The following is a 23,916-nucleotide window of genomic DNA, read 5'->3' as shown; positions in this document are numbered from 1 at the left end:
CCCCCACCAGGCACACAAGCGCTCGTACCGGAGCGACGTCGCGGCACCCGCCCGGTGTCGTCCCCGGTGTTGTCCGGTGCTGCCCGGTGTCGTCCCCGGTGTCGTCCCCTGTGTTGTCGGGTGTTGTCGGGGACGCGCACACTCGCACAGAAGTTCCCCGCCGCGGATTCCGGCCGTCCCCGGGGCGGGTGCCGCGGGACGGGCGGGACCGTGCGGACACGGCCCGGGAGAGCCGTGACAGCCGGACCGTAGCCCACGGCCTCCGCCACCGATACCCCGCCGTGGGGACAAGCCAGACGATTCGCCGTTTCGACCGTTGTCACTGCGAGGACCTAATCTGTGCACCGTGACTTCGCCTGCCTCGACGGACCCCGTTCCGCCCCAGCTCAGCGCGGGGCCGCGGCCCGCGCAGGGCCCGGCCGCCGACGAAGGGCTGGCGCGGCGGCTGCGCGCCCTCGCCTGCACCGCCCCGCTGCACGATCTCGACACGCGCAAGGCGAACCTCGCGGGCGAGTACTCGGTCTACGCGATGGCCGAGGTCGCCCTCGCGGCCATCGACCTGGTCACCCTCCACATGGACTTCGACACCGGCGCCGACCACGACCAGATAGTCGCCAGACTGCTGCCCCGGATCGCCGCCCAGGCCCCGCGGCGGCCCGCCGCCGAGCACGAACGCGTCGCCCGCTGGGTGCTGGAGAACCTGATCAACGTCGGCAGTGTCGACCGCGGCTTCCGCGCGGTGTACGGCACCTTCGGCGCCGACGGTGTCTACACCCGCCGCGACTACGACTTCAAGCTCGTCGAGGAGGTCCCCGGCTACGGCGGCGCGGTCTATCTGCGCACCACCGACGAGGCGGTCAACGTCCTCGTCGGCGCCCTCGACACCGATGTGACCAGCGCCCAGATCGCCGCCGAGGTCAAGCTGGAGGTCCTCATCAGCCGCGGCAGGCTGGCCGATGCCCAGCTCGCCGCCGAACAGGCCCGCTACCGCACCGTGCAGTACTCGGAGACCCTCCGCCGCACCCTGGAGGCCACCCGGCGCAACGTCCGCGCCGTCGACTGGCTGAACACGGTCCCCGACATGATCGCGGAAGCCCTCGACCACGTCGCCGACCGCTACCGCCACGAGAACGCCATCCTGACGAACATCCGCCGCGCCCGTGACGAGGCGGAGGAGCCCGAGAACAAGCGCCGCGCCGCCGAACTCGTCGATATCGTCAAGGACTGCATCCGCCGCCACACCCAGCTCCAGTCCCGCCTGCTGGAGGCCGGTCCCCTCTTCCGCGCCGAACAGGACCGGCAGGCCTTCGCCCGCCCCACCACCCGCACCGGCCTCGACCTCTACGGACAGCTTCTCGCCCCCGTCCTGCCGCTGCCGATGGAAGGGGCCATCAAGGTCACCGACGCCTTCTTCGCCCACGGCACCGGACTGCGCACCCCGTCCTCCGTCCGCGTCGGCGATCTCGTCGAGCTGCTGCTGACACCCCCCGTCGAACGGGAGCACCTCGGCGCCGAGATGCCCGAGCCCGATCTGATCGCCACCCCCGACGACAGCCGGTTCACCGAGGAACAGCTCGCCCGGGCGATGGAACTGCTCGACCTGGAACACGACGCGCCCCGCCGGCTCTCCGGACTGCTCGCCGACGCCCGCCGCCGCGACCCCGACCTGCCCTATCTGGTGGCCCTCCTCGCGGTCCACGCGGCCAGCCCCCCGGTCGGCACCGCCTACCGGCAGGGCGAGGAGAAGCTGCTGTTCGCCGTCGACGACGGCACCCGGCTGGACGACCCCGAATTCGGCGGCGCCGACCTCATCGTGGGTACGGCGCTGCTCGACGCCGCCGGGATGGCCGCCGACCGTACGGAGGCGGCATGACACCCGGGTACCGCTCACCCGGCGCCCCGGCCCGCGGTGGCACACCGGAGCGCCGGGCCCGTACCGCCGGGGGCCGGCCCCCGGCCGCCGTACCGCACCACCGTCCGTCCCGCCAGCCCTGTCAGCCCTGTCCGCACGAGGAGCCCGCCCAGTGACCGAATCGCATGCCGAGCGCGAACCGGCCCAGGAGACCGAGGCCCCCGCTCCTGCCCCGGACCGGCCGGTGGCGGCCTCCGCGGTCACCCCGGCCGACGCCGCCGACGCCGCCCGGCTGGTCGCCTTCGGACTCCAGCCCAAGCTCCTCCCCGCCCGCGACGCGGAGTACGCCGAACTGCTCCGCCGCTACCGGGACGACAGCGCCTTCGCCCGCCTCGCCGACGCCGTCGCCACCGGCCTCGGACTCGTCGTCCTGGAGGTCTCCTCCCGCGCGGGCATGGCCGTCACCGCGGGCGAGGACTCCGTCTTCGCGGTCCGCATGGGCGACTACGCCCGCCGGGCCGCCGCCGACTCCGCCGACCGCTTCCTCCACGGACTGGCCCATCTCTCCGTCGCCACCATGGCCTTCCCCCGCCCGGAGGACCTCGCCGACGACGGCTACATCGGCCGGGTCACCGTCAACGGCGTGGACGCCTTCGTCCGGCAGGCCTGCCGCCGCCTCGAAGAGCGCGCCGGCGAACAGGGCGAGAACAGCGACCCGGCCACCGGCGCCCCCGGGCTGGAGTCCGCCTGGCGGGTCTGGGCCCGCCGCAGCGCCACCGGAGCCACCAAGGACGCCCGCCGCCTCGCCGGATCCACCACCGGCATCGTCGGCAAGGCCGTCGCCTTCCTCACCGACTCCGGATTCCTCCAGCGCACCGGCGACGACTCCGGCGGCACCTACCGCACCACCGCCCGCTACCAGCTCCAGGTCCGCGATCTCGCCGGTACCGCCGCCATGGCCGAACTGCTCGACCTGGGCGTCGTCCCGGTCAGCGACGGCGCCGCCACCCTGCTTCCCCCGCCCGACGGCGACGATCTGGAACTGGCCGCCGACGCGGGCCTTCCCTTCCACGCCTGAGCCCCGGCCGGGCGACACCCGCCGCCCCGCCCGGCAACCCGGTATTCCGACCAGTCGACATCTGAGAGTCCGCCGCCATGTACGAGCTGTCCCGCGTTCGCCTCTACTCCATCGGGCCGGCCGGTGCGCGCTACGCCGACACCGTGCTGGACCTGCGCGGAGTCGGTGAGCCGGTGCCCGACCCCGCGCCCGCCCAGGCGGAGTTCTTCGAGGAGGAGCCGGTCGGCCCGCCGCGCCGCCCCGCCCCCGCGGGCGTGCTCTTCCTGGAGAACGGCGGCGGCAAGTCCGTCCTCCTCAAACTGATCTTCTCGGTGATGCTGCCCGGCCACCGCAACACCCTCGGCGGCGCCAGCTCCGGCGTACTGCGCAAATTCCTGCTCGCCGACGACTGCGGCCACGTCGCCCTGGAGTGGCAGCACACCCTCACCGGTGAACTCGTCGTCGTCGGCAAGGTCAGCGAATGGCGCGGCCGCCAGGTCTCCAACGACCCCCGGAAGTTCGCGGAGGCCTGGTACTCCTTCCGGCCAGGACCCGGACTCGGCCTCGACTCCCTCCCGGTCGCCGAGGCCACCTCCGTACGACCCCCGGCCGAAGGCGTCTCCGGAGCCCGCGGCCGCCGCCGCACCATGAAGGGCTTCCGGGACGCCCTCACCGACGCCGGGAAGGCCTACCCCCACCTCGACGTCCACTGGGAAGAGATCCACGACCGCTGGAACGAACACCTCGGCGAACTCGGTCTCGACCCCGAACTCTTCCGCTACCAGCGCGAGATGAACGCCGACGAGGGCGAGGCCGCCGGACTCTTCGCGGTCAAGAAGGACTCCGACTTCACCGATCTGCTGCTGCGGGCCGTCACCGACACCCGCGACACCGACGGCCTCGCCGATCTCGTCAGCGGCTTCGGCAACAAGATCGGCCGACGGGCCGAACTCACCGCCGAACGCGACTTCACCGCGGGCTCCGTCGACCTCCTGACGCGTATCGTCGAAGCCGCCGGGGCCCGCGCCCGCGCCCGGGAGATCCACACCGCCGCCGAACGCCGCACCCGCACCCTCAGCCGCCGGCTGCTGGCCCGCGCCGCCGCCGAACGCGCCCGCGCCGCCGAACTGGCCCAGCAGGTCACCGCCGCCGCCCACACCGTCACCGAGGCCGAGAACGCCCGCAGCCGCAGCTCCCTCGTCGCCGCCGAACTGGCCTACCGGCACGCCTCCCTCGCCCTGACCGCGGCCGAGAAGGGCGCCGCCGCTCAGCGACGCGAACTGACCGACGCCCGCACCCTCCACTCCGCCTGGCAGGCCGCCGAAGCCGTGCTGCGCCACCGGGCCGCCGCCGACCGCTCCGCCAGGGTCGCCGCCGCGATCCGCGAGGCAGAACGGGACGCCGCCCCCGCCCTGGCCGCCCGCGCCCTCGCCGCCACCGACCTGGTCCGCGCCCTCCACGCGGCCGCGGGGGAGGGCGAACGGCTCGCCAACGAACACGAGGAGCGGTCCGCCGCCCTCCAGGAAGCGGGGGAAGCGGCCCACCGGGACGCCACCGCCGCCGCGACCGAGGCCCAGCGCGCCCGCAGCGAGATCGGCCACCTCCGCCAGCGGCTCACCGAGGTCGAACAGGAGACCGCCGAAGCCGTACGGGCCGGCTGGCTGGACGACACCGCGCCCGACGCCGACCCGGCCAGGGCCGCCCTGGCCGCCAGCGACGCCGAGAAGACCGCCGTCGCCGCCTGGGACACCGCCCGGGAGACCGGCCGGATCACCGCCGACCGTGCCAAGGAGGCCGCCGCCGCGGAGACCCGCGCCGAACTGGCCGCCGCCCGCGCCGCCGACGCCGCCACGGCCGCCGAACACTCCTACACCGCGGAACACCGGGCGGCCGCCGCCATCGCCGAGGACACCCGGCTCGCCGAACTCCTCAGCCTCCCCTCCGCCGGTACGGCCGAGGGCGGCAGCGCCCCCGCCCGCGCCAGTGACACCCCGCTGTCCGCCGAGGAACTGGACCGCTGGGCCGACGATCTGCGCGAACTCCTCGACCAGTACGTCACCGAAGCCGAACGCCGCCTCTTCGACCTGAGGACCGCCGCCGCCGACGACGCCCGTATCCTCGGCGCCCTCGGCGACGGCGGACTGCTGCCCCCGGGCCCCGATGTCCTCGCCACCGTCGAGTACCTCGCGGAACACGGCATCCCCGCCCTGCCCGGCTGGCGCTACCTCGCCCAGGCCGTCGACCCCGCCGACCACGCCGCCGTACTCGCCGCCCGCCCCGAACTCGTCGACGGCGTCGTCATCACCGACCCCGCCTCCCACCTCCGCGCCCGGGAGGTCCTGGGCGCCGCGGCCCTGCTGCCCCGCTCCGCCGTCGCGGTCGGCACCGCCGCGGCCCTGCTCGCCCCCGTACCACCGCCCGGTACGGACCCGGCGGGCGACGATTCCGGTGTCTTCCTCGTACCGCCCAACCCGGCCATGCACGACGAGGGCGCCGCCGACGAGGAGCGGCAGGCCCTGCGCGCCCGGGCCGGCGCCCGGGACGAGGAGATCCGCGCCCTCGCCGCCCGGCTGGCCGGGGACCGGGCACTCGGCGCCCGCATCGCCTCCTGGCGCGCCGACTGCCCGCCCGGCATGCTCGCCGAACTCGCCCACGGCACCGCCGCCGCCCGTGAGACGGCCGAAGCGGCCCGGGAGGAGCTGGCCAGGGCCCGCGCCGTACGGAACGAAGCCGACGAGGCCGCCGCGGAGGCCGCCCGGGTCCGCGAGGAGCGCCAGGAAACCGCCCAGCGGGCCCGCCGCGCCGCCGACGCCCTCGCCGGACTCGCCTACCGTCTGCGGGAACGGGCCGGCTGGCAGGTCAAACTGCGGGAGCTGGCCGACGACGCCGTCGAGGCGGAGGCCCGCGCCACCACCTGCTGGGAGCGGGCCAAGGCCGCCGACGAGGACCGCAGGGCCGCCCAGCGCGCGGGCGACGACGCCCGCCGCACCGCCCGCGCCCTGCGCGCCGAACGCGCCGAGATCGCCGGAGCCCCGGAGACAACCGCGGACGGCATGGACGGTGTGGACGGCGCAGACTCGACCGGCACCGGAGCCGAGGCGCCGCGCGCCGCACTGCCCGCTCTGCGCGAGGCCTACCGCGCCGCGTCCCAGCTGTACGAGAAGGTCGGCGTCGGCGCCGACCTCCGGGCCGAGCAGGCCCGAGCGGAGAGCGACGAAAGCGCCGCCCTCGCCGAACTGGACCGTCTCACCAACAAGGTCCGCACCCGCGCCGCCCAGCTTCTGGAGAGCACCGACGGCGCCGACGGGCCTTCCCGCCAGGCCGCCGCGGCCCGCGCCGAATCCCTGGTCCAGATGCTGGAGTCACGGGCGTCCGAGGCCAGCGAGAAGCTCGGCCGGCTGCGCGGCGAGGCCGAGCGGCTCGCCCCCGCCGACGGCACCGCCCATACCGAACTCCCCGCCGAACTGGCCCCCGGCGACGCGGATCACGCCCAGCTCCTGCTCCGTACCGCCACCACCGAACTCGCCACCCGCACCGACGCCCTGGACACCGCCCGCGCGGCCCACAGCACCCTGCTGACCGCCCACCGGACCGCCGAGGACGGTGCCGCCGGGTTCGACGAGACCGCCGTCCAGCTGCGCGATCTGCTCCGCGACCACCCGGACCAGCAGACCCCCGACCCCGGACAGCCGGAGGAGCCCGAGGCCTACCCCGACGGGCTCGCCGCGGCCCGTCAGTCCGCCGCCGACGCCCGCCGCTCCCTGCGCGGCTGCGCCGGTGATCTGTCCGCGGCGGAAGCGGCCGTACGGGAGGCCTCCGACATCCTCGTACGGCACGCCAACTCCACCCGCTACGAGCAGGTGCGCACCCCGGCCCGCCAGCAGATCCGGGAGCTGCCCGCCGGTGCGCTGCCCGAGCACGCGGCCGCCTGGGCCGAGGCCTTCGCCCCCCGGCTGCGGGTGCTCACCGACGAGCTGGAGCAGCTGGAGCGCAACCGCGACACCATCGTCGACCGGCTCCGCGGACTGGTCGAATCGGCCCTGGCGACGCTCCGCTCCGCCCAGCGGCTGTCCCGGCTCCCCGAGGGCCTGGGGGAGTGGTCCGGCCAGGAGTTCCTCCGGATCCGCTTCGAGGAGCCGGACCAGGCGACCCTGGCGGAACGGCTGGGCGAGGTCATCGACGAGGCGACCCGTTCCGCGCTGCGCAAGAACGCCTCCGTGGCGTACGGAGAAGGCCGCAGGGACGGTATGTCGCTGCTCCTGCGGGGCGTGCAGGCGGCGCTCCAGCCCAAGGGCATCGCCGTGGAGATCCTCAAGCCGGACGCGGTGCTGCGGGCCGAGCGGGTCCCCGTCGGACAGATGGGCGACGTCTTCTCCGGCGGCCAGCTGCTGACCGCCGCCATCGCCCTCTACTGCACGATGGCCGCGCTCCGCAGCAACGACCGGGGCCGCGACCGGCACCGCCACGCCGGGACCCTCTTCCTCGACAACCCCATCGGCCGGGCCAACGCCACCTATCTGCTGGAACTCCAGCGGGCGGTCTCCGACGCCCTCGGCGTCCAGCTCCTCTACACCACGGGACTGTTCGACACCACAGCCCTCGCGGAGTTCCCCCTGGTCATCCGGCTGCGGAACGACGCGGATCTGCGGGCGGGGCTGAAGTACATCAGCGTGGAAGAGCATCTGCGGCCCGGACTGCCCCAGCCGGAGACCACGGGCGAGCAGATCCACGGCGAGATCACCGCCACCCGGATGTTCCGCAGGTCCCACGGCGATATCCCCCCGGTCCCCGCCCAGGCGAGCCCGCCCGCACCCGAACAGCAGACCCGGCCGATCCCGTCCCCCGGCGGGGCGTCCCCGGCCTGACCCACCCGCCCCCGGGCCACGGCAAACCCCGCACGCAGAACGCCCCCGCTCCGAACTCCGGTCAACCGGCTACGGAACGGGGGCGGGCGGCACCGGCGCGCCCTGCACCGGGCCCGGATCGGGCTTCGAACCGGCCCGGATCAGACCTCGGACCGGCCCGGATCAGATCTCGAACCGGGTCCTGATCAGACCTCGGCCTCGGCCACCCGGCGGCCGCCGCTCTCCTGCCGCTCCCGGCGCCCTATCCGCGTCTCCGCACGGGCCGCGGCCCGGGCCGCCCGCCGTGCCCGGCGGCGCTCCCGCCGGAGCTGACGCGCGCTGCTGCTGGGCCCCGAGACCACCCCGTACCGCTGCTTCCACACCTGGCGCGTCACCCAGACGTCCAGCACGGACCAGGTCGCCACGATCGTGCTGGCGACACTGCTGAGCACCATCGGGAACGCCAGCCAGGATCCGGCGAGCGTGCACAGGAACGCCACCATCGCCTGAATCAGCGTCAACGACACGATGAGGACCGCCCGCACCGCCGACTTGCGCACCGGGTCCGCCATCCGCACCCGGGGCTCGGGCTCCTCGACCCAGAGCTGACGCGGCACCGGCGCTCTCTCGCCGCGCACCGACCCCTCACGACGCCCGCCCGTCTCCATGGTCCTGCTCACTCCCCACATCCCCCATGTCCGTCCGTACACTTTCGGCTGCCCGGAATTCCGCGCCGCTACTCCCGTTCGGCGAGGACCCGCCGCCCCTGTCCGGATGCACTGCCGCTCCTTGCCGGAGCCCTGCACCGGGCTGCCGCGGCGGAATCCGGAAAGCAGTTGACACCCGGCACCTCCGATACCGACAGTGCGGGCGAACCTCGCACTACCGGTCGCTAACGGCAGGTTCCCAACAGCCCTGTACATATAGACGCCCGAGAACCCCGTTCTGTTCCGTCCCGCGCCCATCGGATCGTAGGAATCCGGCCATCTCCTCGCCGCCCCCCACGGACGCCCCGCCGGACCCCGTGCAACACGCCCGGGAATCCCAACACGTTGAATGCCGGAACCAACTCTGCCCCACCACCGGCCGGTCGGCCGAAAATCGCCCGGGCGACCCTACGAGCCGATGGTCCGACAGTAGTAGGCTCGCGCCGTTTGCTGACCGGAGAGCACGGAGGAGCGCCGCCCGCCGGGCGGACCGTCAGGGGGAGGCCATGCGCTTTCGCGGGAAGTCCATCCGCCGGAAGATCGTGGCGCTGCTGCTGGTACCCCTGCTGTCGCTCACCGCGCTCTGGGGCTTCACGACCTTCCTCACCGGCCGGGAGGCGGCCCGGCTGCTGGAGGTCAGTTCGGTCGTCGACGACCTCGGGGGACCGGTCGATGCTGCCGTCCGGGCCCTCCAGCAGGAGCGCCACAACACCCTGGTCCATCTCGCCGACCGCCGCGCGTCGGGAGCGCTCGCCGAGTTACGCGGGCAGCGCACGGCCGTGGACCGGGCCCTGACGGTCGTCAGGGCCGAGGCCGACGACGAAGCGGTCCGCGACGCCCTGCGGTCCGACGGAGAACGGAAACTGTCCGAGTTCGCCGAGGGCTTCGACGGACTCGCCACCCTCCGCGCCTCCGTCGACAGCGGCACCGTCCCGCGGACCCGGGCCATGGACTACTACAACGGCCTGATCGACCCCGCCTTCAGCTTCCTCAGCGACCTCCACACCCTGAGCGACGTCGGCATGGACCGTCAGGGCCGGGCCATCGTCGGCCTCGGCCGCGCCGCCGAGGCCCTCGCCCGCGAGGACGCCCTGATCGCCTCCGCCCTGACGGCGGGCCAGGTCACCGCGGCCGAGCAGCGCGACATCACCGGACTGGTCGCCCGGCGCGAACTCCTCTACGAGATCAACCTCGAACTGCTCCCCGCCCGCGACCGCGAGATCTACCGGACCCTCTGGACCGGCCCCGGCACCGAACCGCTGCGCGCCGGCGAACGCCGCCTGGCCACCGGCGGACCCGTCACCCGGGCCACGCCCGCGGACGCGGCCCAGTGGCGGCAGGCGGTCACCCCTGTGCTCGACCGCCTCCATCTGGAGGCCGACGCCTCCGAGGAGCGCCACCAGGGGCGGGTCGACCCGGCCGCGTACGACGTCTTCCTCAAAGCGGGCATCGCGGGTGTCCTCGGCTTCCTCGCCCTGCTGGTCTCCGTCTTCGTCTCCGTACGCGTCGGCCGCGATCTGGTCCGCGACCTCTCGCGGCTGCGCCGCGAGGCCCATGAGGTCTCGGGCGTCCGGCTGCCCGGGGTGATGCGCCGGCTGGCCGCGGGCGAGCACGTCGACGTCGAGACGGAGGCGCCGCGCCTGGAGTACGAGAAGGACGAGATCGGTCAGGCGGGGCGGGCCCTCAACACCCTCCAGCGCGCCGCCGTCGAGGCCGCGGTCCGCCAGGCCGAGATGCGCCGCGGAGTGTCCGAGGTCTTCGTCAACCTCGCCCGGCGCAACCAGGTCCTCCTCCACCGCCAGCTCATCCTGCTCGACGCCATGGAGCGGCGCACCGAGGACGCGGAGGAACTCGCCGACCTCTTCCGGCTGGACCACCTCACCACCCGGATGCGCCGGCACGCCGAGGGGCTGGTGATCCTCTCCGGCGCCGCCCCTTCCCGCCAGTGGCGCAAGCCGGTCCAGCTGATGGACGTGGTCCGGGCGGCGGTCGCCGAGGTCGAGGACTACGAACGCATCGAGGTACGGCGGCTGCCCCGGATCGGCGTGGGCGGCCAGGCGGTGGCCGACCTGACCCATCTGATCGCCGAACTGCTGGAGAACGCCACGGTGTTCTCGCCCCCGCACACCGCCGTGGAGGTGCACGGCGAGCGGGTGGCCAACGGCTTCACCCTGGAGATCCACGACCGGGGGCTCGGCATGGCGCCGGAGGTCCTCCTGGAGGCCAATCTGCGGCTCGCGGAGACCCCCGAGTTCGAGCTCTCGGACACCGACCGCCTCGGTCTCTTCGTCATCAGCCGGCTCGCCCAGCGCCAGAGCGTGCGCGTCTCGCTCCAGTCGTCCCCGTACGGCGGCACCACAGCCGTCGTCTTCCTGCCCGCCGCCCTGCTCACCGACGCCCCGGAGGAGACGGAGTCCGCCTCCCCGGCCGACCGTACGGCCAGGACCGCGGGCCCGGCCCGCCGCCCGGCCCCGGCGGCCGGTCCCCTCGTCCGGCCCGGCGCGGACGGGGAACCCGCCGGTGCGGTGGTCCCGCCGCCGTTTCCCGGCAGGCCTGTTCTGCCGTCCGGACCCCACCGGCCGGGCCCGGACGCCCAAGACCCCGACCGGGCGGCCACGGCCCCCGGCCCGTACGGCGGTACGGACCCCTTCCGCCTCCCGGATCCGCACACCGCCCCCGGCCCACACGCGGCGTCCGATCCGCACGGCGTACCCGGTCTGCACCGCTCCCCGGACGACTACGGCTTCCCCGACCCGTACGACGCCCCGTATCCGTACCGCACGCGCGGCCCGGTCCCGCCCGGCCTGTACCCGGCGGCCGACGAGGAGCACCAGCAGGCCGGGGACCCGGCCCCCGGACGGCCCCCGGGCGTCGTCCCGCTGCCCCGCCGCCCCAAGCACCCCGACCCGGCGACCGGCCGTCACCACCCCGGCCCCGCACCCTTCCCCGACTCTTCAGGGCCCGCTGCCCGCCGGGGGAACCGGGGCCCGGCCCCCTCCGCCGCCGCGGCCGAACCCCACACCGGGGGACACCGCAGGGCCCCCGACCCGGTCCCTCCCCACCAGCCGCCCGGGTCCGTCGACGGACTGCCGCGCCGGGTGCGCCAGGCCAGCCTCGCGCCCCAGCTGCGGGACGTTCCGGCACCGCCCCGCGCCCGCGGACGCACCCCCGAAGCCGCCCCGGGAACGGACGGCGACGCCGAAGCACTGCGCGACGCCGAGGCCGTACGGGCCCGGATGGCCTCCATGCAGCGCGGCTGGCAACGGGGCCGCCGTCAGAACGCGGACGGCACCGACCCGGCCGCCGTCCGGAGCACCGGTACCGGGACGGGCGCCGGCACCGGCCGTCCGGGACCACGAACGACATCGGAGGGGAACGGTCCATGACCGCACCGCACGCCGCAGCAGACGCCACCGGCGGACGCCCGCTCGACCGGAGCGGCGCGGGCACGCTCGACTGGCTGCTCGACGAGCTGGTCGAGCGGGTCGGCAGCATCCGCCGGGCGCTCGTGCTCTCCAGCGACGGACTGGCGACCGGCACCTCGCGCGAGCTGAGCCGGGAGGACGCGGAGCACCTCGCCGCCGTGGCCTCCGGATTCCACTCCCTCGCCAAGGGGGTGGGGCGGCACTTCGACGCCGGACAGGTCCGGCAGACCGTGGTGGAGCTGGACGAGGCGTTCCTCTTCGTGACGGCGGCGGGAGACGGCAGCTGTCTTGCGGTCCTCGCCGACGCGGACTCGGACGTCGGACAGATCGCCTACGAGATGACGCTCATGGTCAAGCGGGTCGGCGTCCATCTCTCCACGGCTCCCCGGACCGGTCGATCCGCAGCCGGGGGGTGATGTCCGGTATGCGTGACGGCACCAGGGACGGGGCGGACGACGGCCGGGAGGACGGGCCGGAGGAGCATCCGGCCCGGTCGCCCGGCAGATCGGGGCGGCTACGACGGTTCCGGCAGAAGTCCGCACCACAACCGCCCCAGGAGCCCCGGAGCCCATCGCCGCCGCCGTTCCGACAGCAACCCCCCGGCCCCCCGCAACCTCATAGGTCCCAGGGGCCCCCGGGCACCCACAGTCCGCCCGGTACTCACGACACCCCCGGCTCCCACGAACCCCCTGCTTCTCACAGCCCCCGCGACCCCCGCAGCTCCCCGGGCGCACAACAGCCCCTGAACTCACCGGAACCCCGGAACGCTCCCCAGGCACAGCCGCCCGACTACAGCCGCCAGTTCCGGCACCCGCGCCCCCCGCGGCATTTCGTCGACGCCGAGGCGGGCCCCGTGGTCCGCCCGTACGCGATGACCCGGGGCCGTACCAGCAGCACCTCCCAGCACCACCGGCTCGACCTCATCGCGCTCGTCGTCCCGGAACCCACGGCCGGATCCGGCGGCCACGGACACCATCTCTCCCCGGAGCACGTCGACATCGTCGAGCGGTGCGAGCGCAGCCCGCAGTCGATCGCCGAGCTCGCCGCAGGTCTCGATCTCCCCGTCGGCGTGATCCGCGTCCTCGTCGGCGATCTCGTCGAGGACGAACTCGTGCAGGTAACCCGTCCCGTTCCGCCGGCCGAGCTGCCGGACGTGAACATTCTCCGCGAGGTGATCAATGGTCTCCGGGCGCTCTAGTACGGCGCGGCGCAGGGCGCCGCTGGCTCTGAAGATCCTGGTCGCCGGTGGTTTCGGGGTCGGCAAGACGACCCTGGTCGGCGCGGTCAGCGAAATCCGGCCGCTGCGCACCGAGGAGGACCTCAGCGAGGTCGGCCGCCCGGTGGACGACACCGGCGGAGTCGAGGCCAAGACGACGACCACGGTCGCCATGGACTTCGGCCGGATCACCCTCCGCGAGGACCTGGTCCTCTATCTCTTCGGCACCCCGGGGCAGGATCGTTTCTGGTTCCTCTGGGACGAACTGGCCCAGGGTTCGCTGGGTGCCGTGGTGCTGGCCGACACCCGTCGGCTGGCGGACTCCTTCGCCGCCGTCGACTACTTCGAGCGCCGGGGCATCCCGTTCACCGTCGCCGTCAACTGCTTCGAGGGTACGGAACGGTTCCCCGCGACCTCCGTACGCGCGGCGCTGGACCTCGACGCCGGGGTACCGCTCCTGCTGTGCGACGCACGGGAGCGCGAATCGGTGAAGACGGTCCTCGTCACGGTGGTCGAGCACGCACTCGACCTGGTGGACCCGGGACACCGGCACGCGACGACCTGACGGCCGCCGCCCGGGGTGCCCGCGCACCCCGGCGGCCGGGCCGTTTCAGCGGACCGCCACCACCGCCGACCCGTGTCCGAACAGCCCCTGGTTCGCGGTGACCCCCACCCGCGCCCCGGGCACCTGCCGCGCCCCGGCCTCCCCCCTCAGCTGCCGGGTCAGCTCGCAGACCTGCGCGATCGCCTGCGCCGGTACGGCCTCCCCGAAGGAAGCGAGCCCCCCGCTCGGATTGACCGGTACGCGCCCGCCGAGCGCCGTCGCCCCCTCCCGCAGCAGCTTGGTGGCCTCGCCCGCCGCGCACAGCCCGAGGTCCTCGTACCACTCCAGTTCGAGGGCGGTCGAGAGGTCGTACACCTCGGCCAGGGACAGATCCCCCGGCCCGATGCCCGCCTCCTCGTACGCGGCCCGCGCGATGGACGCCCGGAAGGACTCCGCCGGGGGCGGGACCGCGGCCGCCGAATCCGTCGCGATGTCCGGCAGGTCGAGTACGGTCCGCGGATAGACGGGCGTGACGGTGGAGACGGCACGGATCCGGACCGGATCGGTCACCCCGCGGCTGCGGGCGAAGTCCAGGCCCGACAGCACCAGCGCCGCACCCCCGTCCGAGGTCGCGCAGATGTCCAGCAGCCGCAGCGGATCGGCGACCACGGGGGAGGCGGCCACCTCCTCGGCGGTGACGGCGGTCCGGTAGCGGGCGTACGGATTGAGCGCCCCGGCCGCCGCGTTCTTCACCTTGACCAGCGCGAAGTCCTCCGGTGTCTCGCCGTGGACGGCCATGCGCCGGCGGGCGAACAGCCCGAAGTACACCGGATTCACCGCCCCGAGCAGCCGGAACCGCAGCCAGTCCGGATCGTCCGGACGGTCCCCGCCCGCCGGGGCGAAGAAGCCCTTGGGGGCCGCGTCGGCACCGACGACCAGGACGGTGTCCGCCAGCCCGGCGAGGATCTGGGCCCGGGCGGTGGCGATCGCCTGGGCCCCGGACGCGCAGGCCGCGTACACACTGGCCACCCGCGCCCCCTGCCAGCCCAGGGCCCGGGCGAAGGAGGCCCCTGCGACATATCCGGGATAGCCGCCGCGTACGGTGCATGCGCCGACCACCGACCCGATGTCCCGCCAGTCCAGACCGGCGTCGGCGAGCGCGGCCCGGGCGGCGACCCTGCCGTAGTGGAGGAAGCCGCGGCCCTCCTTGCCCCACGGGTGCATTCCCGCCCCCAGGACCGCGATGTCCCCGGCGGCCCCGCTCATCGCGCCGCCCCCACGGGCCGCCAGTGCCAGACGGCGGCCCCGTCGCCGAGCACACCCGGCACCACCTCGACCTCGGCGCCGACCCGGAGATCGGCGAGCGCCACCCCCGGCGCGGCCTGTCCCAGGACCACCATCCGCTCGGCCGCCAGCTCGACCGCGACCACGATGTACGGCTCCCACGGCGTGTCCGGACCGTCTGCCCACGGCGGCGGCGGACGGTAGCGGCCGTCGGTGTACGACCAGACCGTGCCGCGCCGGGACAGCGCGACCTCCACGAGCGTCCCGCCCCCGCACGCCGGATTGCGGCAGCAGCCGTCCTCGCGGGGGAAGAAGACGGCGGAGCAGTCGGCGCAGCGGGTGCCCAGCAGCGCGAAGCCGTCCTCGCCGCCGTCCCGGAACCAGCCGTCCACCACGGATGTGTGCGTCAAAGGGTCCTCCCGGAACCGCGGTCCGATACCCGTCCTCCGACACAGATATCTGACAGTACGTCAGAATGTCAGGTCCCCGCACCACCGCCACGCCCAACGCCCCCACCCCACCGGGCCGTTCCTCCCGTCCGGGCAGTGCGCGGGCCACCCGTCACCCGCACCCCCGTACCCCGTCCGCTACAGTCCGCGGGTGCCCGAGAACTCCCACTGCGGCAACTGCGGCGCCCCCTACGGACCCGCCGCCCGCGACTGGCCGCGTACCTGCCCCGCCTGCGGAACCACCGCCTACCGCAACCCGCTTCCGGTCGCCGTCGCCCTCCAGCCGGTCCACGACGCACACGGCACCGGACTCGTCGTCATCACCCGCGCCATCGAACCCGAGAAGGGCGGCACCGCCCTCCCCGGAGGCTTCGTGGACCACCGGGAGACCTGGCAGGAGGCCGCCGTCCGCGAACTGTACGAGGAGACCCTCATCCAGGCCCGGGCCGCCGACGTCCGCCTCGCCGACGCCATCAGCGCCGACACCGGCCATCTCCTCCTCGTAGCCCTGCTGCCCGCACTCCCGGCCGCCGCCCTGCCCGCCCCGGCCCCCACCGCCGAAACCTCGGGCCGGCATCTGCTCCGCGCCCCCGGAACCCTCGCCTTCCCCACCCACACCGAGGCCGTCGCCCACTGGTTCGCCGGCCGCTACCGCTGACCCTCCCCGGCCGCCGCACCCCGCACCCGTACCGGCCGCACCGGCGCCACCACCCCGTCGCCCCGGACCTGCCTCACCACCACCCGGCCGCCCGCCGACCTCACCGCATAACGCTCGACCTCCGCCCGCGCCCAGCCGTCCCCCGGATCGGGCACCAGCAGACCACCCCCCTTCCGCCCCGCGGGCGGCGCCCACACCTCCAGCTCCACCCCGCCGTCCGCGCCCCGCACCGGAACCACCGAACCCCCGCGCGCCAGCACCGGTATCCGCTCCGGCGGAGCCTCCACCACCACCCGGCCAGGACCCTCGTACGCCCGGCCCGTCACCGTGTCGTACCAGCGCCCGCGCGGCAGCCGTACCGCCCGCCGCTCCACCCCCGGCGCCACCAGCAGTGCGTCCCCCAGCAGAAACGCGTCCCCGCAGTCCCGCAACGCCCGGTCCTCCGGCGCCCCCCACCACAGCGGCCGCACACAGGGCGACCCGGTCAGCCGCGCCACATGCGCCAACGTCACCAGATACGGCCGCAGCCGCTCCCGCTCCCGCAGCACCGCCCGCGCACCGTCCAGCACCACCGGACCGAACTCCCACGGCTCCCGCCCGCCCCCGGTCAGGAACAACGGCAGATACGCCCCCAGCTGCAACCGGCGCAGACACCACTCCGGCGACCCCCCGACCCCGGCCCGGCCCTTCACACCCCCGCCCGCACCCGCGAACGGCACCCCGCACAGGCCGAGCCCCAGCACCAGCGACAACGCAGCCCGCAACCCCGCCCAGTCGTCCCCCGCCCCGCCCGCAGAGTCGTCCCCCGCCCGTCCCAACCAGTCGTCTCCCGCCCAGCCCGGCGAGTCGTTTCCCGCCCAGCCCAGCCATTCGTCTCCCGCCCAGCCCAGCCATTCGTCCCCCGCCCAGCCCACCCAAGCACCGCCGTACCGCTGCATCCCCGCCCAGCCCGCCCGCGACAGCAGAAACGGCCGCTCCCCGGGACGGAGCCGCCGCAGCCCCTCGTACCCGGCCCGCGCCGCCTCCGACCCGTACACATTGCGGGCCCCACGATGATCACCACCCCGGCCCTCCAGCACCCGACGCGCCGACCACGACAACCCCGGCCCCCCGGCAGGCCCGTTACCCGCCAGCACCACCCCCGCGGAACCGGCCCCCGACCGCTCCGCGCAGAGCCCGCCCCACCACCGCCGCACCGCGGGATCGGCGACATCGGGATACACGTACTCCCCGGACCACGCACCGCCCCGCACCTCCCGACCGCGCCCGTCCCGGACGAACGCCCCCAGCCGCCGCCCCTCCTCGTACACCGGATTCCCCCGCTCCGCCCGGACCGCCGGATCCACCACCGACACCAGCCGCACCCCCGCCTCCGCCACCGCCCTCCCGATCTCCGCCCCGCCCCCGCCGGCCAGATGCACCGCCGACAACGGCAGCCCCCGCTCCCGGTACCCCGCCACCACCCTCCGCACCTCCGCCCCGTCCCCGCCCGCATGCTGCACCCCCAGCGCCCACGACGGCGGCACCGCCGCCGGACCTGCCAGCCGCGACCAGCGCGCCAGCACCCGCGCCGGAGTGCCGACCACCACCCAGCAGCGCAGCGGACCACCCTCCATCCGCAGCGCGGCCGTCCCCGGCCGGTCGTGCCCCGAACCCCCGCCCTCCGCACCCTCCCGCAGAGCCACCCGCCCGTCCCACGTCGTGTCGTGGAACACCAGATGCGTTCCGGCATCGGCCACCACCATCTGCACGGGCATCGTCACCGACCCCGGCCCGCCCGCCCCGCCCCCGGCACCCGGACCCGTGTTCCCCAGGCGGTACGTGCCGTCGCGCAACCGCGGCCCCGACCCCCGGCCCCCCAGCCCGAAGAACCGGGCGTCCGCCGCCACCTCCGTCCGCAGCAGCCAGCGCGCCGGACCACCCCCCACCGGCTCCCACCACCGCGGCGGCAGATCCCGCCGCAGCACCACACCACCCGGAGTCCGCACCTCCACCGCCCCATACCGCGACACCGCCACCGTCACCCGCCGCGACACCACCCGCCAGCCGCCGTCCGTATCCGGCTCCAGACCCGCCCGCGGATCCACCTCCGGCACCGCACCCCCCAGCCCGTACGACGGCTCGGGACCCGCCCCGTCCCACGCCCAGAACACCGCACCCCCCGCCGCGATCCGGATCCACAGCTCGGAACGGGCGAACCGGACCACCCCACCGCCCGGCAGCGCCTCCGCCCCCGACACCGGACCCGGCACCCGCGCCCGCTCGGCCCCCCGCGGCGCCGGCCCCCAGACATCCGTACGGCGCCGGCGCCACGCCCAGCGGGCCGCCCGCAGCCCCCGCCGCGCACCGAACCCCCGCAGCCTCCCCAGAGCGCGCAGCCGCCGCAGGCTCCGTACCGAACACACCAGCTCACAACCGTCCATACGGCTCAGCCTGCCACCGCCCACCCCGCCCGGGACCGGGTTCAGCACCCGTTCACCCACCGCTCCCCGGCAGGTCGCCACCCCACCCGTACGGCACCCGCCGTGCCCTGGTGCGAAAGACGATCACATGGCATCGTCCGTACCAGCCGTACGGCATGCACACACCGGCATCCGTACGGCCCCGCAGCCAGCGCAGCGTCCCCGGGGGCCTTCGACCAGGACCCGCGGGACGACCAGAGCCACCCGGAGCCCGCATCGTGACTTCAGCGAATTCAGTGAACCCAGTGAACTCAGTGAACTCGGCGAGTCCCGCGAACGAAGCGACCCCGGCCCCCCTCTGGCAGCCCGACGCCGCCCGGATCGCCGCCGCCAGGATCACCCACTTCCAGCGCTGGGCCGCCGAACACCACGGAGCCCCGGCCGACGGCGGATACCCCGCCCTCCACGCCTGGTCCGTCGATTCCCTCACCACCTTCTGGCGCGCGATCGCCGAGTACTTCGACGTACGGTTCACCACCCCCTACCACGAGGTCCTGGCCCACCCCGGCATGCCCGGCGCCGAGTGGTTCACCGGCGGCACCCTCAACTACGCCGAACACGCCCTGCGCGCCGCCGACACCCGCCCCGGCGAACCCGCCCTCGTCCATATCGACGAACGGCAGGAACCGACCGAGACCAGCTGGGCCGAACTGCGCCGCCAAGTCCTGGCGCTCGCCGCCCACCTGCGCGAACTCGGCGTCACCCCCGGCGACCGGGTCTGCGCCTACGTCCCCAACATCCCCCAGGCCGTCGCCGCCTTCCTCGCCAGTGCCGCCGTCGGCGCCGTCTGGACCTCCTGCGCCCCCGACTTCGGCGCCCGCGCCGTCCTCGACCGCTTCCAGCAGGTGGAACCCGTCGTTCTCTTCACCGTCGACGGCTACCGCTACGGCGGCAAGGAGCACGACCGCACCGACACCGTCACCGAACTCCGCGCCGGACTCCCGAGCCTGCGCGCCGTGGTCCACATCCCCCTCCTCGGCACCGGCACCCCCGACGGCGCCCTCGACTGGTCCGCCGCCACCGAGCCCCCCGCCAACACCGCTGCCAACGCCGACACCGCTGCCCCCGCCGCCTTTGCGCAGCTCCCCTTCGACCACCCGCTGTGGATCCTCTACTCCTCCGGCACCACCGGACTGCCCAAGGCCATCGTCCAGTCCCAGGGCGGCATCCTCCTCGAACACCTCAAACAACTGGGCCTCCACTGCGACCTCGGCCCCGGCGACCGCTTCTTCTGGTACACCTCCACCGGCTGGATGATGTGGAACTACCTCGTCTCCGGCCTGCTCACCGGCACCACGGTCGTCCTGTACGACGGCAGCCCCGGCTACCCGGACACCGGAGCCCAGTGGGCCGTCGCCGAACGCACCGGCGCCACCTTCTTCGGCACCTCCGCCGCCTATGTCATGGCCTGCCGCAAGGCAGGGGTCCACCCCGCACGCGACCACGACCTCTCCGCGGTCGCCTGCGTCGCCACCACCGGATCCCCCCTCCCGCCCGACGGCTTCCGCTGGCTGCACGACGAATTCGCCGCCGCCGGAAGCGAACGGTGGATCGCCTCCGTCAGCGGCGGCACCGACGTCTGCAGCTGCTTCGCGGGCGCCGTCCCCACCCTCCCCGTCCATATCGGGGAACTCCAGGCACCCTGCCTCGGCACCGATCTGCACGCCTGGGACGAGAACGGCCACGACCTGACCGACGAGGTCGGCGAACTCGTCGTCACCCAGCCGATGCCCTCCATGCCCACGACCTTCTGGAACGACCCGGACCGGGCGCGCTACCGCTCCGCCTACTTCGAGATGTTCCCCGGCGTCTGGCGGCACGGCGACTGGATCACCCTCACCGGCCGCGGCACCGTCGTCGTCCACGGCCGCTCCGACTCCACCCTCAACCGCCAGGGCGTCCGGATGGGCTCCGCCGATATCTACGAGGCCGTCGAACGGCTCCCCGAGATCCGCGAAACCCTCGTCATCGGCCTCGAAGAACCCGACGGCGGCTACTGGATGCCCCTCTTCGTCCACCTCGCCGACGGCGCCGCCCTCGACGACGCCCTGCGCGCCCGGATCAAGACCACGCTCCGCGAGCAGCTCTCGCCGCGCCATGTCCCCGACGACATCATCGCGGTCCCCGCGGTGCCCCACACCCTCACCGGCAAACGCCTCGAAGTGCCCGTCAAACGCCTCCTCCAGGGAGCCGATCCCGCCCACGCGGTCAACCCCGGCTCCGTGGACCGGCCCGAACTGCTCACCTTCTACGCCGAACTCGGCGCCGAACGGGAGCGGCTCCGCAAGGAGCCCGCCGACTGACGCTCCTCCGCCCCGTCCCCCCGCGCCTCTGTCAGTGGCAACGGCTACGGTGAGTAATCATCGTTCGACCGTACGCACCCGGGGGGACCCCATGACACACGAGACCACGCCCGGCGGGCGCAGCCGCCGCACCACCACGGACGGCAAGCGCCCCGCCCGCGGCGGACCCGGCCCGGACCGCCCCCGCGGCCGGGCCGCCGCCCGCCGCGCCCTGCGCCGGGAAGTCCCCTGCACCGTGGGCGTCCTCGCCGACGCCCACGACTTCGCGGCGATGCGCGACTACCGCAGCTTCGCCTTCGACGACCATCCCGCCTACCTCCGCCATGTCGAGGACCTCCTCGGCTCCTTCGCCAAGGACCGGCTGCACACCACCGTCGTCCTCTTCGACCCCGAGGAGTACGCGCGCTACTGCACCGACGAGGGCATCGACCCCGACAGCCCCCTCAGCCGCAGCCGCTACACCGCGACCGCCGCCGCCCGCGGCGGCGCCCTCGTCTACACCGGCCAGCCCATCGACGACCTCCTGTCCCGGCTGATCGACGACACCGTCCGCCGGGCCACCTGGGAGTACGCCGCGACCGTCCTCGCCGGCACCGGCCCCTGCGCCGACTGCGGGCAGGACATCGGCAAGGCGTCCTTCGACCGCGCCGCCCATCTCGTCACCCGCCTCCTCGAAGCAGCCGGGCCGGGCGGCCACCACCTCGTCTGCAGCGTCACCGCCCCCGAGGAACAGCTCTTCGTCACCCTCGCCGCCGACCACGACCCGGCCGGACCCGCCGCCCGGCTCGACCCCGTCGCATACGCGGAGTTCATCACCGTCCTCGCCGTCGCCGTCGCGCTCGACCGGCCCGCGGGAGTGGTGCTCCGCACCCGCACCCCCGGCGCCCCCGACCGGCTGTACGGCTGGACGGTCCGGCGGAGCAGCTTCGTCCCCCTCTCGGAGGCAGGCGTCTTCAGCGCCTACTGCACCGACGCCCGCACCGGAGAACCGGTCCCGCCCGAGCCCGGCACCGAGTACCACGCGGGATTCCCCGTCCCCACCGACGACCCCGACCCCCACCACTGACCCTGTTGCCCCCCTGAGAACGGCGGAAGGGCCCCGCGACCGCGAGGCCCTCCCACCGCACACCGGCGGAGCTCATTCGCCGGACAGCACCGCCCGCGCGGCGGTCCGCGCCTCCTCGGCACTGTCCGCGGCCCGCGCGGCCGCGGCCGCGCGCTCGCACTGGGCGAGCGTGTGCTTCGCCAGCGCCGCCCTCACATAGGGAATCGACGCGGCGCCCATCGACAGCGACGTCACGCCCAGCCCCGTCAGCACACAGGCCAGCAGCGGATCGGAGGCCGCCTCACCGCATACCCCGCAGCTCTTGCCCTCCGCCTTCGCGGCCTCGGCCGACAGCGCGACCAGGTCCAGCAGCGCCGGCTGCCACGGATCCTGCAACCGCGACACCGCGCCCACCTGACGGTCGGCCGCGAAGGTGTACTGCGCCAGGTCATTGGTGCCCAGCGAAAGGAACTCCACCTCCTGGAGGATCGACCGGGCCCGCAGCGCGGCCGACGGAATCTCCACCATCGCACCGAACTTCGCCCGCAGCCCCGCCGCACGGCACGCGTCCGCGAACGCCTTCGCGTCCGCCCGGTCCGCCACCATCGGCGCCATGACTTCCAGATAGACCGGCAGCCCCTCCGACGCCTTCGCCAGCGCCGTCAGCTGGGTCCGCAGCACCTCGGGATGGTCGAGCAGGGTCCGCAGCCCCCGCACACCCAGCGCCGGATTCGGCTCGTCTGCCGGGGTGAGGAACTCCAGCGGCTTGTCGGCGCCCGCGTCCAGGACCCGTACGACGACCCGGCCCTCCGGGAACGCCTCCAGCACCTTGCGGTACGCCTCGACCTGCTTCTCCTCCGACGGCGCCTGCTTGCTGTCGTCGAGGAAGAGGAACTCGGTACGGAACAGTCCGACGCCCTCGGCTCCGGCCTCGACCGCCGCCGGTACGTCACCCGGGCCGCCCACGTTCGCCAGCAGCGGCACCTTGTGCCCGTCCGAGGTGGCACCCGGCCCGCTCGACGCGGCGAGAGCGGCCTTGCGCTCCGCCGCGGCCCGGGACAGCTCCGCCCGCTTCTCCTCCGACGGCTGTACGAAGATCTCCCCCGTGCTGCCGTCTACCGCGACGAGCGTGCCCTCGGCCAGATCACCGGCCCCCGGCAGCGCCACCACGGCCGGCACCCCGAGCGCCCGCGCCAGAATCGCGCTGTGGCTCGTGGGCCCGCCCTCCTCGGTCACAAAGCCGAGCACCAGCGTGGGGTCCAGCAGAGCGGTGTCCGCGGGAGCGAGATCCCGCGCGATCAGTACATACGGCTCGTCGCTGTCCGGCACACCCGGCATGGGCACCCCGAGCAGCCGGGCCACGATCCGGTTCCGTACGTCGTCGAGGTCCGCGACCCGGCCCGCCAGATACTCACCGGCGCCCGCGAGGAGCGCCCGGTACGCGGCGAACGCGTCGTACACCGCACGCTCCGCCGTACTGCCGACGGTGATCCTGCGGTCCACATCGGCGATCAGCTCGGGGTCCTGCGCCATCAGCGCCTGGGCCTCCAGCACCGCCTGGGCCTCGCCGCCGGCCAGATTGCCCCGGGCGATCAGATCGGCGGCAACGGCGTCCACCGCCTGCCGGGCGCGCCCCTGTTCGCGCTCGGTGTCCTGCGCGGGGTTCTGCTTGGCGGGCGGCTCCAGTACGGCCGTACCCATATGCCGCACCTCGCCGATCGCCACGCCGTGGCTCACCCCGACGCCTCGCAGCGTTGTCTCCATGTCACCCGTTCCCGGTCGAGCGGCGGACCGTGCCACCGCGATGCTTGTCGGACCGCTTGTGCCGCTGAGCCGTCACTGCCAGGAGAAGAGCTGGTCCCCGGCCTTGACCTCGCCGTCCTCACGGACGTCGCCCAGTGAGTCGGCGGTGGCCTCCAGCGCGACGACCGGACAGATCGGCGACTTCCCGGCCTCCTCGACGGCGACCGGGTTCCAGCGCACCACGGCCTGGCCGCGGGTGACGGTGTCGCCCTTGTTGACGAGCAGTTCGAAGCCCTCACCGTTGAGCTGCACGGTGTCGATCCCGAG

16 protein-coding genes (1 of these 16 cut by a window edge) are annotated in these 23,916 nt (G+C 74.5%); 10 read left to right on the top strand and 6 right to left on the bottom strand.

What is annotated here, in order from left to right; genetic code table 11:
• Nucleotides 1–346: 346 nt before the first annotated feature.
• The 3 genes from B7R87_RS03690 to B7R87_RS03680 all read left to right on the top strand — a co-directional run bounded on the left by B7R87_RS03690 (nt 347) and on the right by B7R87_RS03680 (nt 7,774).
• Nucleotides 347–1,873, top strand: coding sequence for a hypothetical protein (locus tag B7R87_RS03690; protein WP_006350422.1), 1,527 nt, complete (start codon nt 347–349; stop codon nt 1,871–1,873).
• Between the two features lie 151 nt (nt 1,874–2,024).
• A complete protein-coding gene (locus B7R87_RS03685; RefSeq protein WP_006350423.1) occupies nt 2,025–2,930 on the top strand; it encodes a hypothetical protein in 906 nt (301 codons plus the stop codon).
• Nucleotides 2,931–3,007: 77 nt separating this feature from the next.
• Nucleotides 3,008–7,774, top strand: coding sequence for a coiled-coil domain-containing protein (locus B7R87_RS03680; RefSeq protein WP_130585286.1), 4,767 nt, complete (start codon nt 3,008–3,010; stop codon nt 7,772–7,774).
• A 185-nt stretch (nt 7,775–7,959) separates the two neighbouring features.
• Here B7R87_RS03680 and B7R87_RS03675 read toward each other — a convergent pair whose 3' ends face one another.
• Nucleotides 7,960–8,421, bottom strand: coding sequence for a hypothetical protein (locus B7R87_RS03675; protein ID WP_164516025.1), 462 nt, complete (start codon nt 8,419–8,421; stop codon nt 7,960–7,962).
• Nucleotides 8,422–8,966: 545 nt separating this feature from the next.
• Between B7R87_RS03675 and B7R87_RS03670 the strand changes: the two genes are divergently transcribed.
• The 4 genes from B7R87_RS03670 (at nt 8,967) to B7R87_RS03655 (ending at nt 13,666) form a co-directional block, all read left to right on the top strand.
• On the top strand, nt 8,967–11,846 hold the full coding sequence (locus B7R87_RS03670) for a nitrate- and nitrite sensing domain-containing protein (RefSeq protein ID WP_130585284.1): 2,880 nt from the start codon (nt 8,967–8,969) through the stop codon (nt 11,844–11,846).
• Entirely contained in the window at nt 11,843–12,301 is a 459-nt protein-coding gene (locus tag B7R87_RS03665) for a roadblock/LC7 domain-containing protein (RefSeq protein ID WP_006350429.1), read from the top strand. Before B7R87_RS03670 ends, B7R87_RS03665 begins: the two co-directional genes overlap by 4 nt.
• A 437-nt stretch (nt 12,302–12,738) precedes the next feature.
• A complete protein-coding gene (locus tag B7R87_RS03660) occupies nt 12,739–13,083 on the top strand; it encodes a DUF742 domain-containing protein (RefSeq protein WP_006350430.1) in 345 nt (114 codons plus the stop codon).
• Nucleotides 13,064–13,666, top strand: coding sequence for a GTP-binding protein (locus B7R87_RS03655; protein WP_006350431.1), 603 nt, complete (start codon nt 13,064–13,066; stop codon nt 13,664–13,666). Before B7R87_RS03660 ends, B7R87_RS03655 begins: the two co-directional genes overlap by 20 nt.
• 45 nt (nt 13,667–13,711) lie before the next feature.
• On the opposite strand, the gene B7R87_RS03650 is transcribed toward B7R87_RS03655, so the two are convergent.
• Together B7R87_RS03650 and B7R87_RS03645 are read right to left on the bottom strand one after the other, a co-directional pair.
• A complete protein-coding gene (locus tag B7R87_RS03650; protein ID WP_006350432.1) occupies nt 13,712–14,911 on the bottom strand; it encodes a lipid-transfer protein in 1,200 nt (399 codons plus the stop codon).
• Nucleotides 14,908–15,324 (bottom strand): Zn-ribbon domain-containing OB-fold protein, encoded by a 417-nt coding sequence (locus B7R87_RS03645; RefSeq protein WP_006350433.1) that lies wholly within the window; start codon nt 15,322–15,324, stop codon nt 14,908–14,910. Before B7R87_RS03645 ends, B7R87_RS03650 begins: the two co-directional genes overlap by 4 nt.
• A 205-nt stretch (nt 15,325–15,529) precedes the next feature.
• Between B7R87_RS03645 and B7R87_RS03640 the strand changes: the two genes are divergently transcribed.
• Nucleotides 15,530–16,036, top strand: a complete 507-nt coding sequence (locus B7R87_RS03640) for an NUDIX domain-containing protein (protein ID WP_006350434.1) — start codon at nt 15,530–15,532, stop codon at nt 16,034–16,036.
• Here the strand turns inward: B7R87_RS03640 and B7R87_RS03635 are convergent.
• Nucleotides 16,027–18,459, bottom strand: coding sequence for a glycoside hydrolase family 31 protein (locus B7R87_RS03635; protein WP_045853160.1), 2,433 nt, complete (start codon nt 18,457–18,459; stop codon nt 16,027–16,029). The genes B7R87_RS03640 and B7R87_RS03635 overlap by 10 nt on opposite strands.
• Before the next feature lie 293 nt (nt 18,460–18,752).
• Between B7R87_RS03635 and B7R87_RS03630 the strand changes: the two genes are divergently transcribed.
• Together B7R87_RS03630 and B7R87_RS03625 are read left to right on the top strand one after the other, a co-directional pair.
• On the top strand, nt 18,753–20,801 hold the full coding sequence (locus B7R87_RS03630) for an acetoacetate--CoA ligase (protein WP_006350436.1): 2,049 nt from the start codon (nt 18,753–18,755) through the stop codon (nt 20,799–20,801).
• A gap of 91 nt (nt 20,802–20,892) precedes the next feature.
• Nucleotides 20,893–21,867, top strand: coding sequence for a hypothetical protein (locus tag B7R87_RS03625; protein ID WP_006350437.1), 975 nt, complete (start codon nt 20,893–20,895; stop codon nt 21,865–21,867).
• Nucleotides 21,868–21,939: 72 nt separating this feature from the next.
• On the opposite strand, the gene ptsP is transcribed toward B7R87_RS03625, so the two are convergent.
• Together ptsP and B7R87_RS03615 are read right to left on the bottom strand one after the other, a co-directional pair.
• Nucleotides 21,940–23,610: a phosphoenolpyruvate--protein phosphotransferase gene (gene ptsP, locus B7R87_RS03620; protein ID WP_040916876.1), complete on the bottom strand. Its 1,671-nt coding sequence runs from the start codon at nt 23,608–23,610 to the stop codon at nt 21,940–21,942.
• A gap of 72 nt (nt 23,611–23,682) precedes the next feature.
• A protein-coding gene (locus B7R87_RS03615; protein WP_006350439.1) for a PTS sugar transporter subunit IIA crosses the window boundary here: on the bottom strand, nt 23,683–23,916 show its 3' portion. 216 nt of this gene lie beyond the right edge of the window; the window shows 234 of its 450 coding nt (coding positions 217–450); its start codon lies beyond the right edge, outside the window; its stop codon occupies nt 23,683–23,685.

It is taken from the genome of Streptomyces tsukubensis, from assembly GCF_003932715.1.
Taxonomy (GTDB): Bacteria; Actinomycetota; Actinomycetes; order Streptomycetales; family Streptomycetaceae; genus Streptomyces; species Streptomyces tsukubensis.
The sequence above is the reverse complement of the archived record's forward strand: the minus strand, read 5'-3'. Positions and strand labels throughout refer to the sequence as shown.

Coding starts and splice junctions, on each gene's coding strand:
- ptsP (WP_040916876.1), bottom strand. CDS start 23,610: ATGGAGACAACGCTGCGAGGCGTCGGGGTGAGCCACGGCGTGGCGATC.
- B7R87_RS03675 (WP_164516025.1), bottom strand. CDS start 8,421: ATGGAGACGGGCGGGCGTCGTGAGGGGTCGGTGCGCGGCGAGAGAGCG.
- B7R87_RS03680 (WP_130585286.1), top strand. CDS start 3,008: ATGTACGAGCTGTCCCGCGTTCGCCTCTACTCCATCGGGCCGGCCGGT.
- B7R87_RS03655 (WP_006350431.1), top strand. CDS start 13,064: ATGGTCTCCGGGCGCTCTAGTACGGCGCGGCGCAGGGCGCCGCTGGCT.
- B7R87_RS03650 (WP_006350432.1), bottom strand. CDS start 14,911: ATGAGCGGGGCCGCCGGGGACATCGCGGTCCTGGGGGCGGGAATGCAC.
- B7R87_RS03625 (WP_006350437.1), top strand. CDS start 20,893: ATGACACACGAGACCACGCCCGGCGGGCGCAGCCGCCGCACCACCACG.
- B7R87_RS03635 (WP_045853160.1), bottom strand. CDS start 18,459: ATGGACGGTTGTGAGCTGGTGTGTTCGGTACGGAGCCTGCGGCGGCTG.
- B7R87_RS03665 (WP_006350429.1), top strand. CDS start 11,843: ATGACCGCACCGCACGCCGCAGCAGACGCCACCGGCGGACGCCCGCTC.
- B7R87_RS03670 (WP_130585284.1), top strand. CDS start 8,967: ATGCGCTTTCGCGGGAAGTCCATCCGCCGGAAGATCGTGGCGCTGCTG.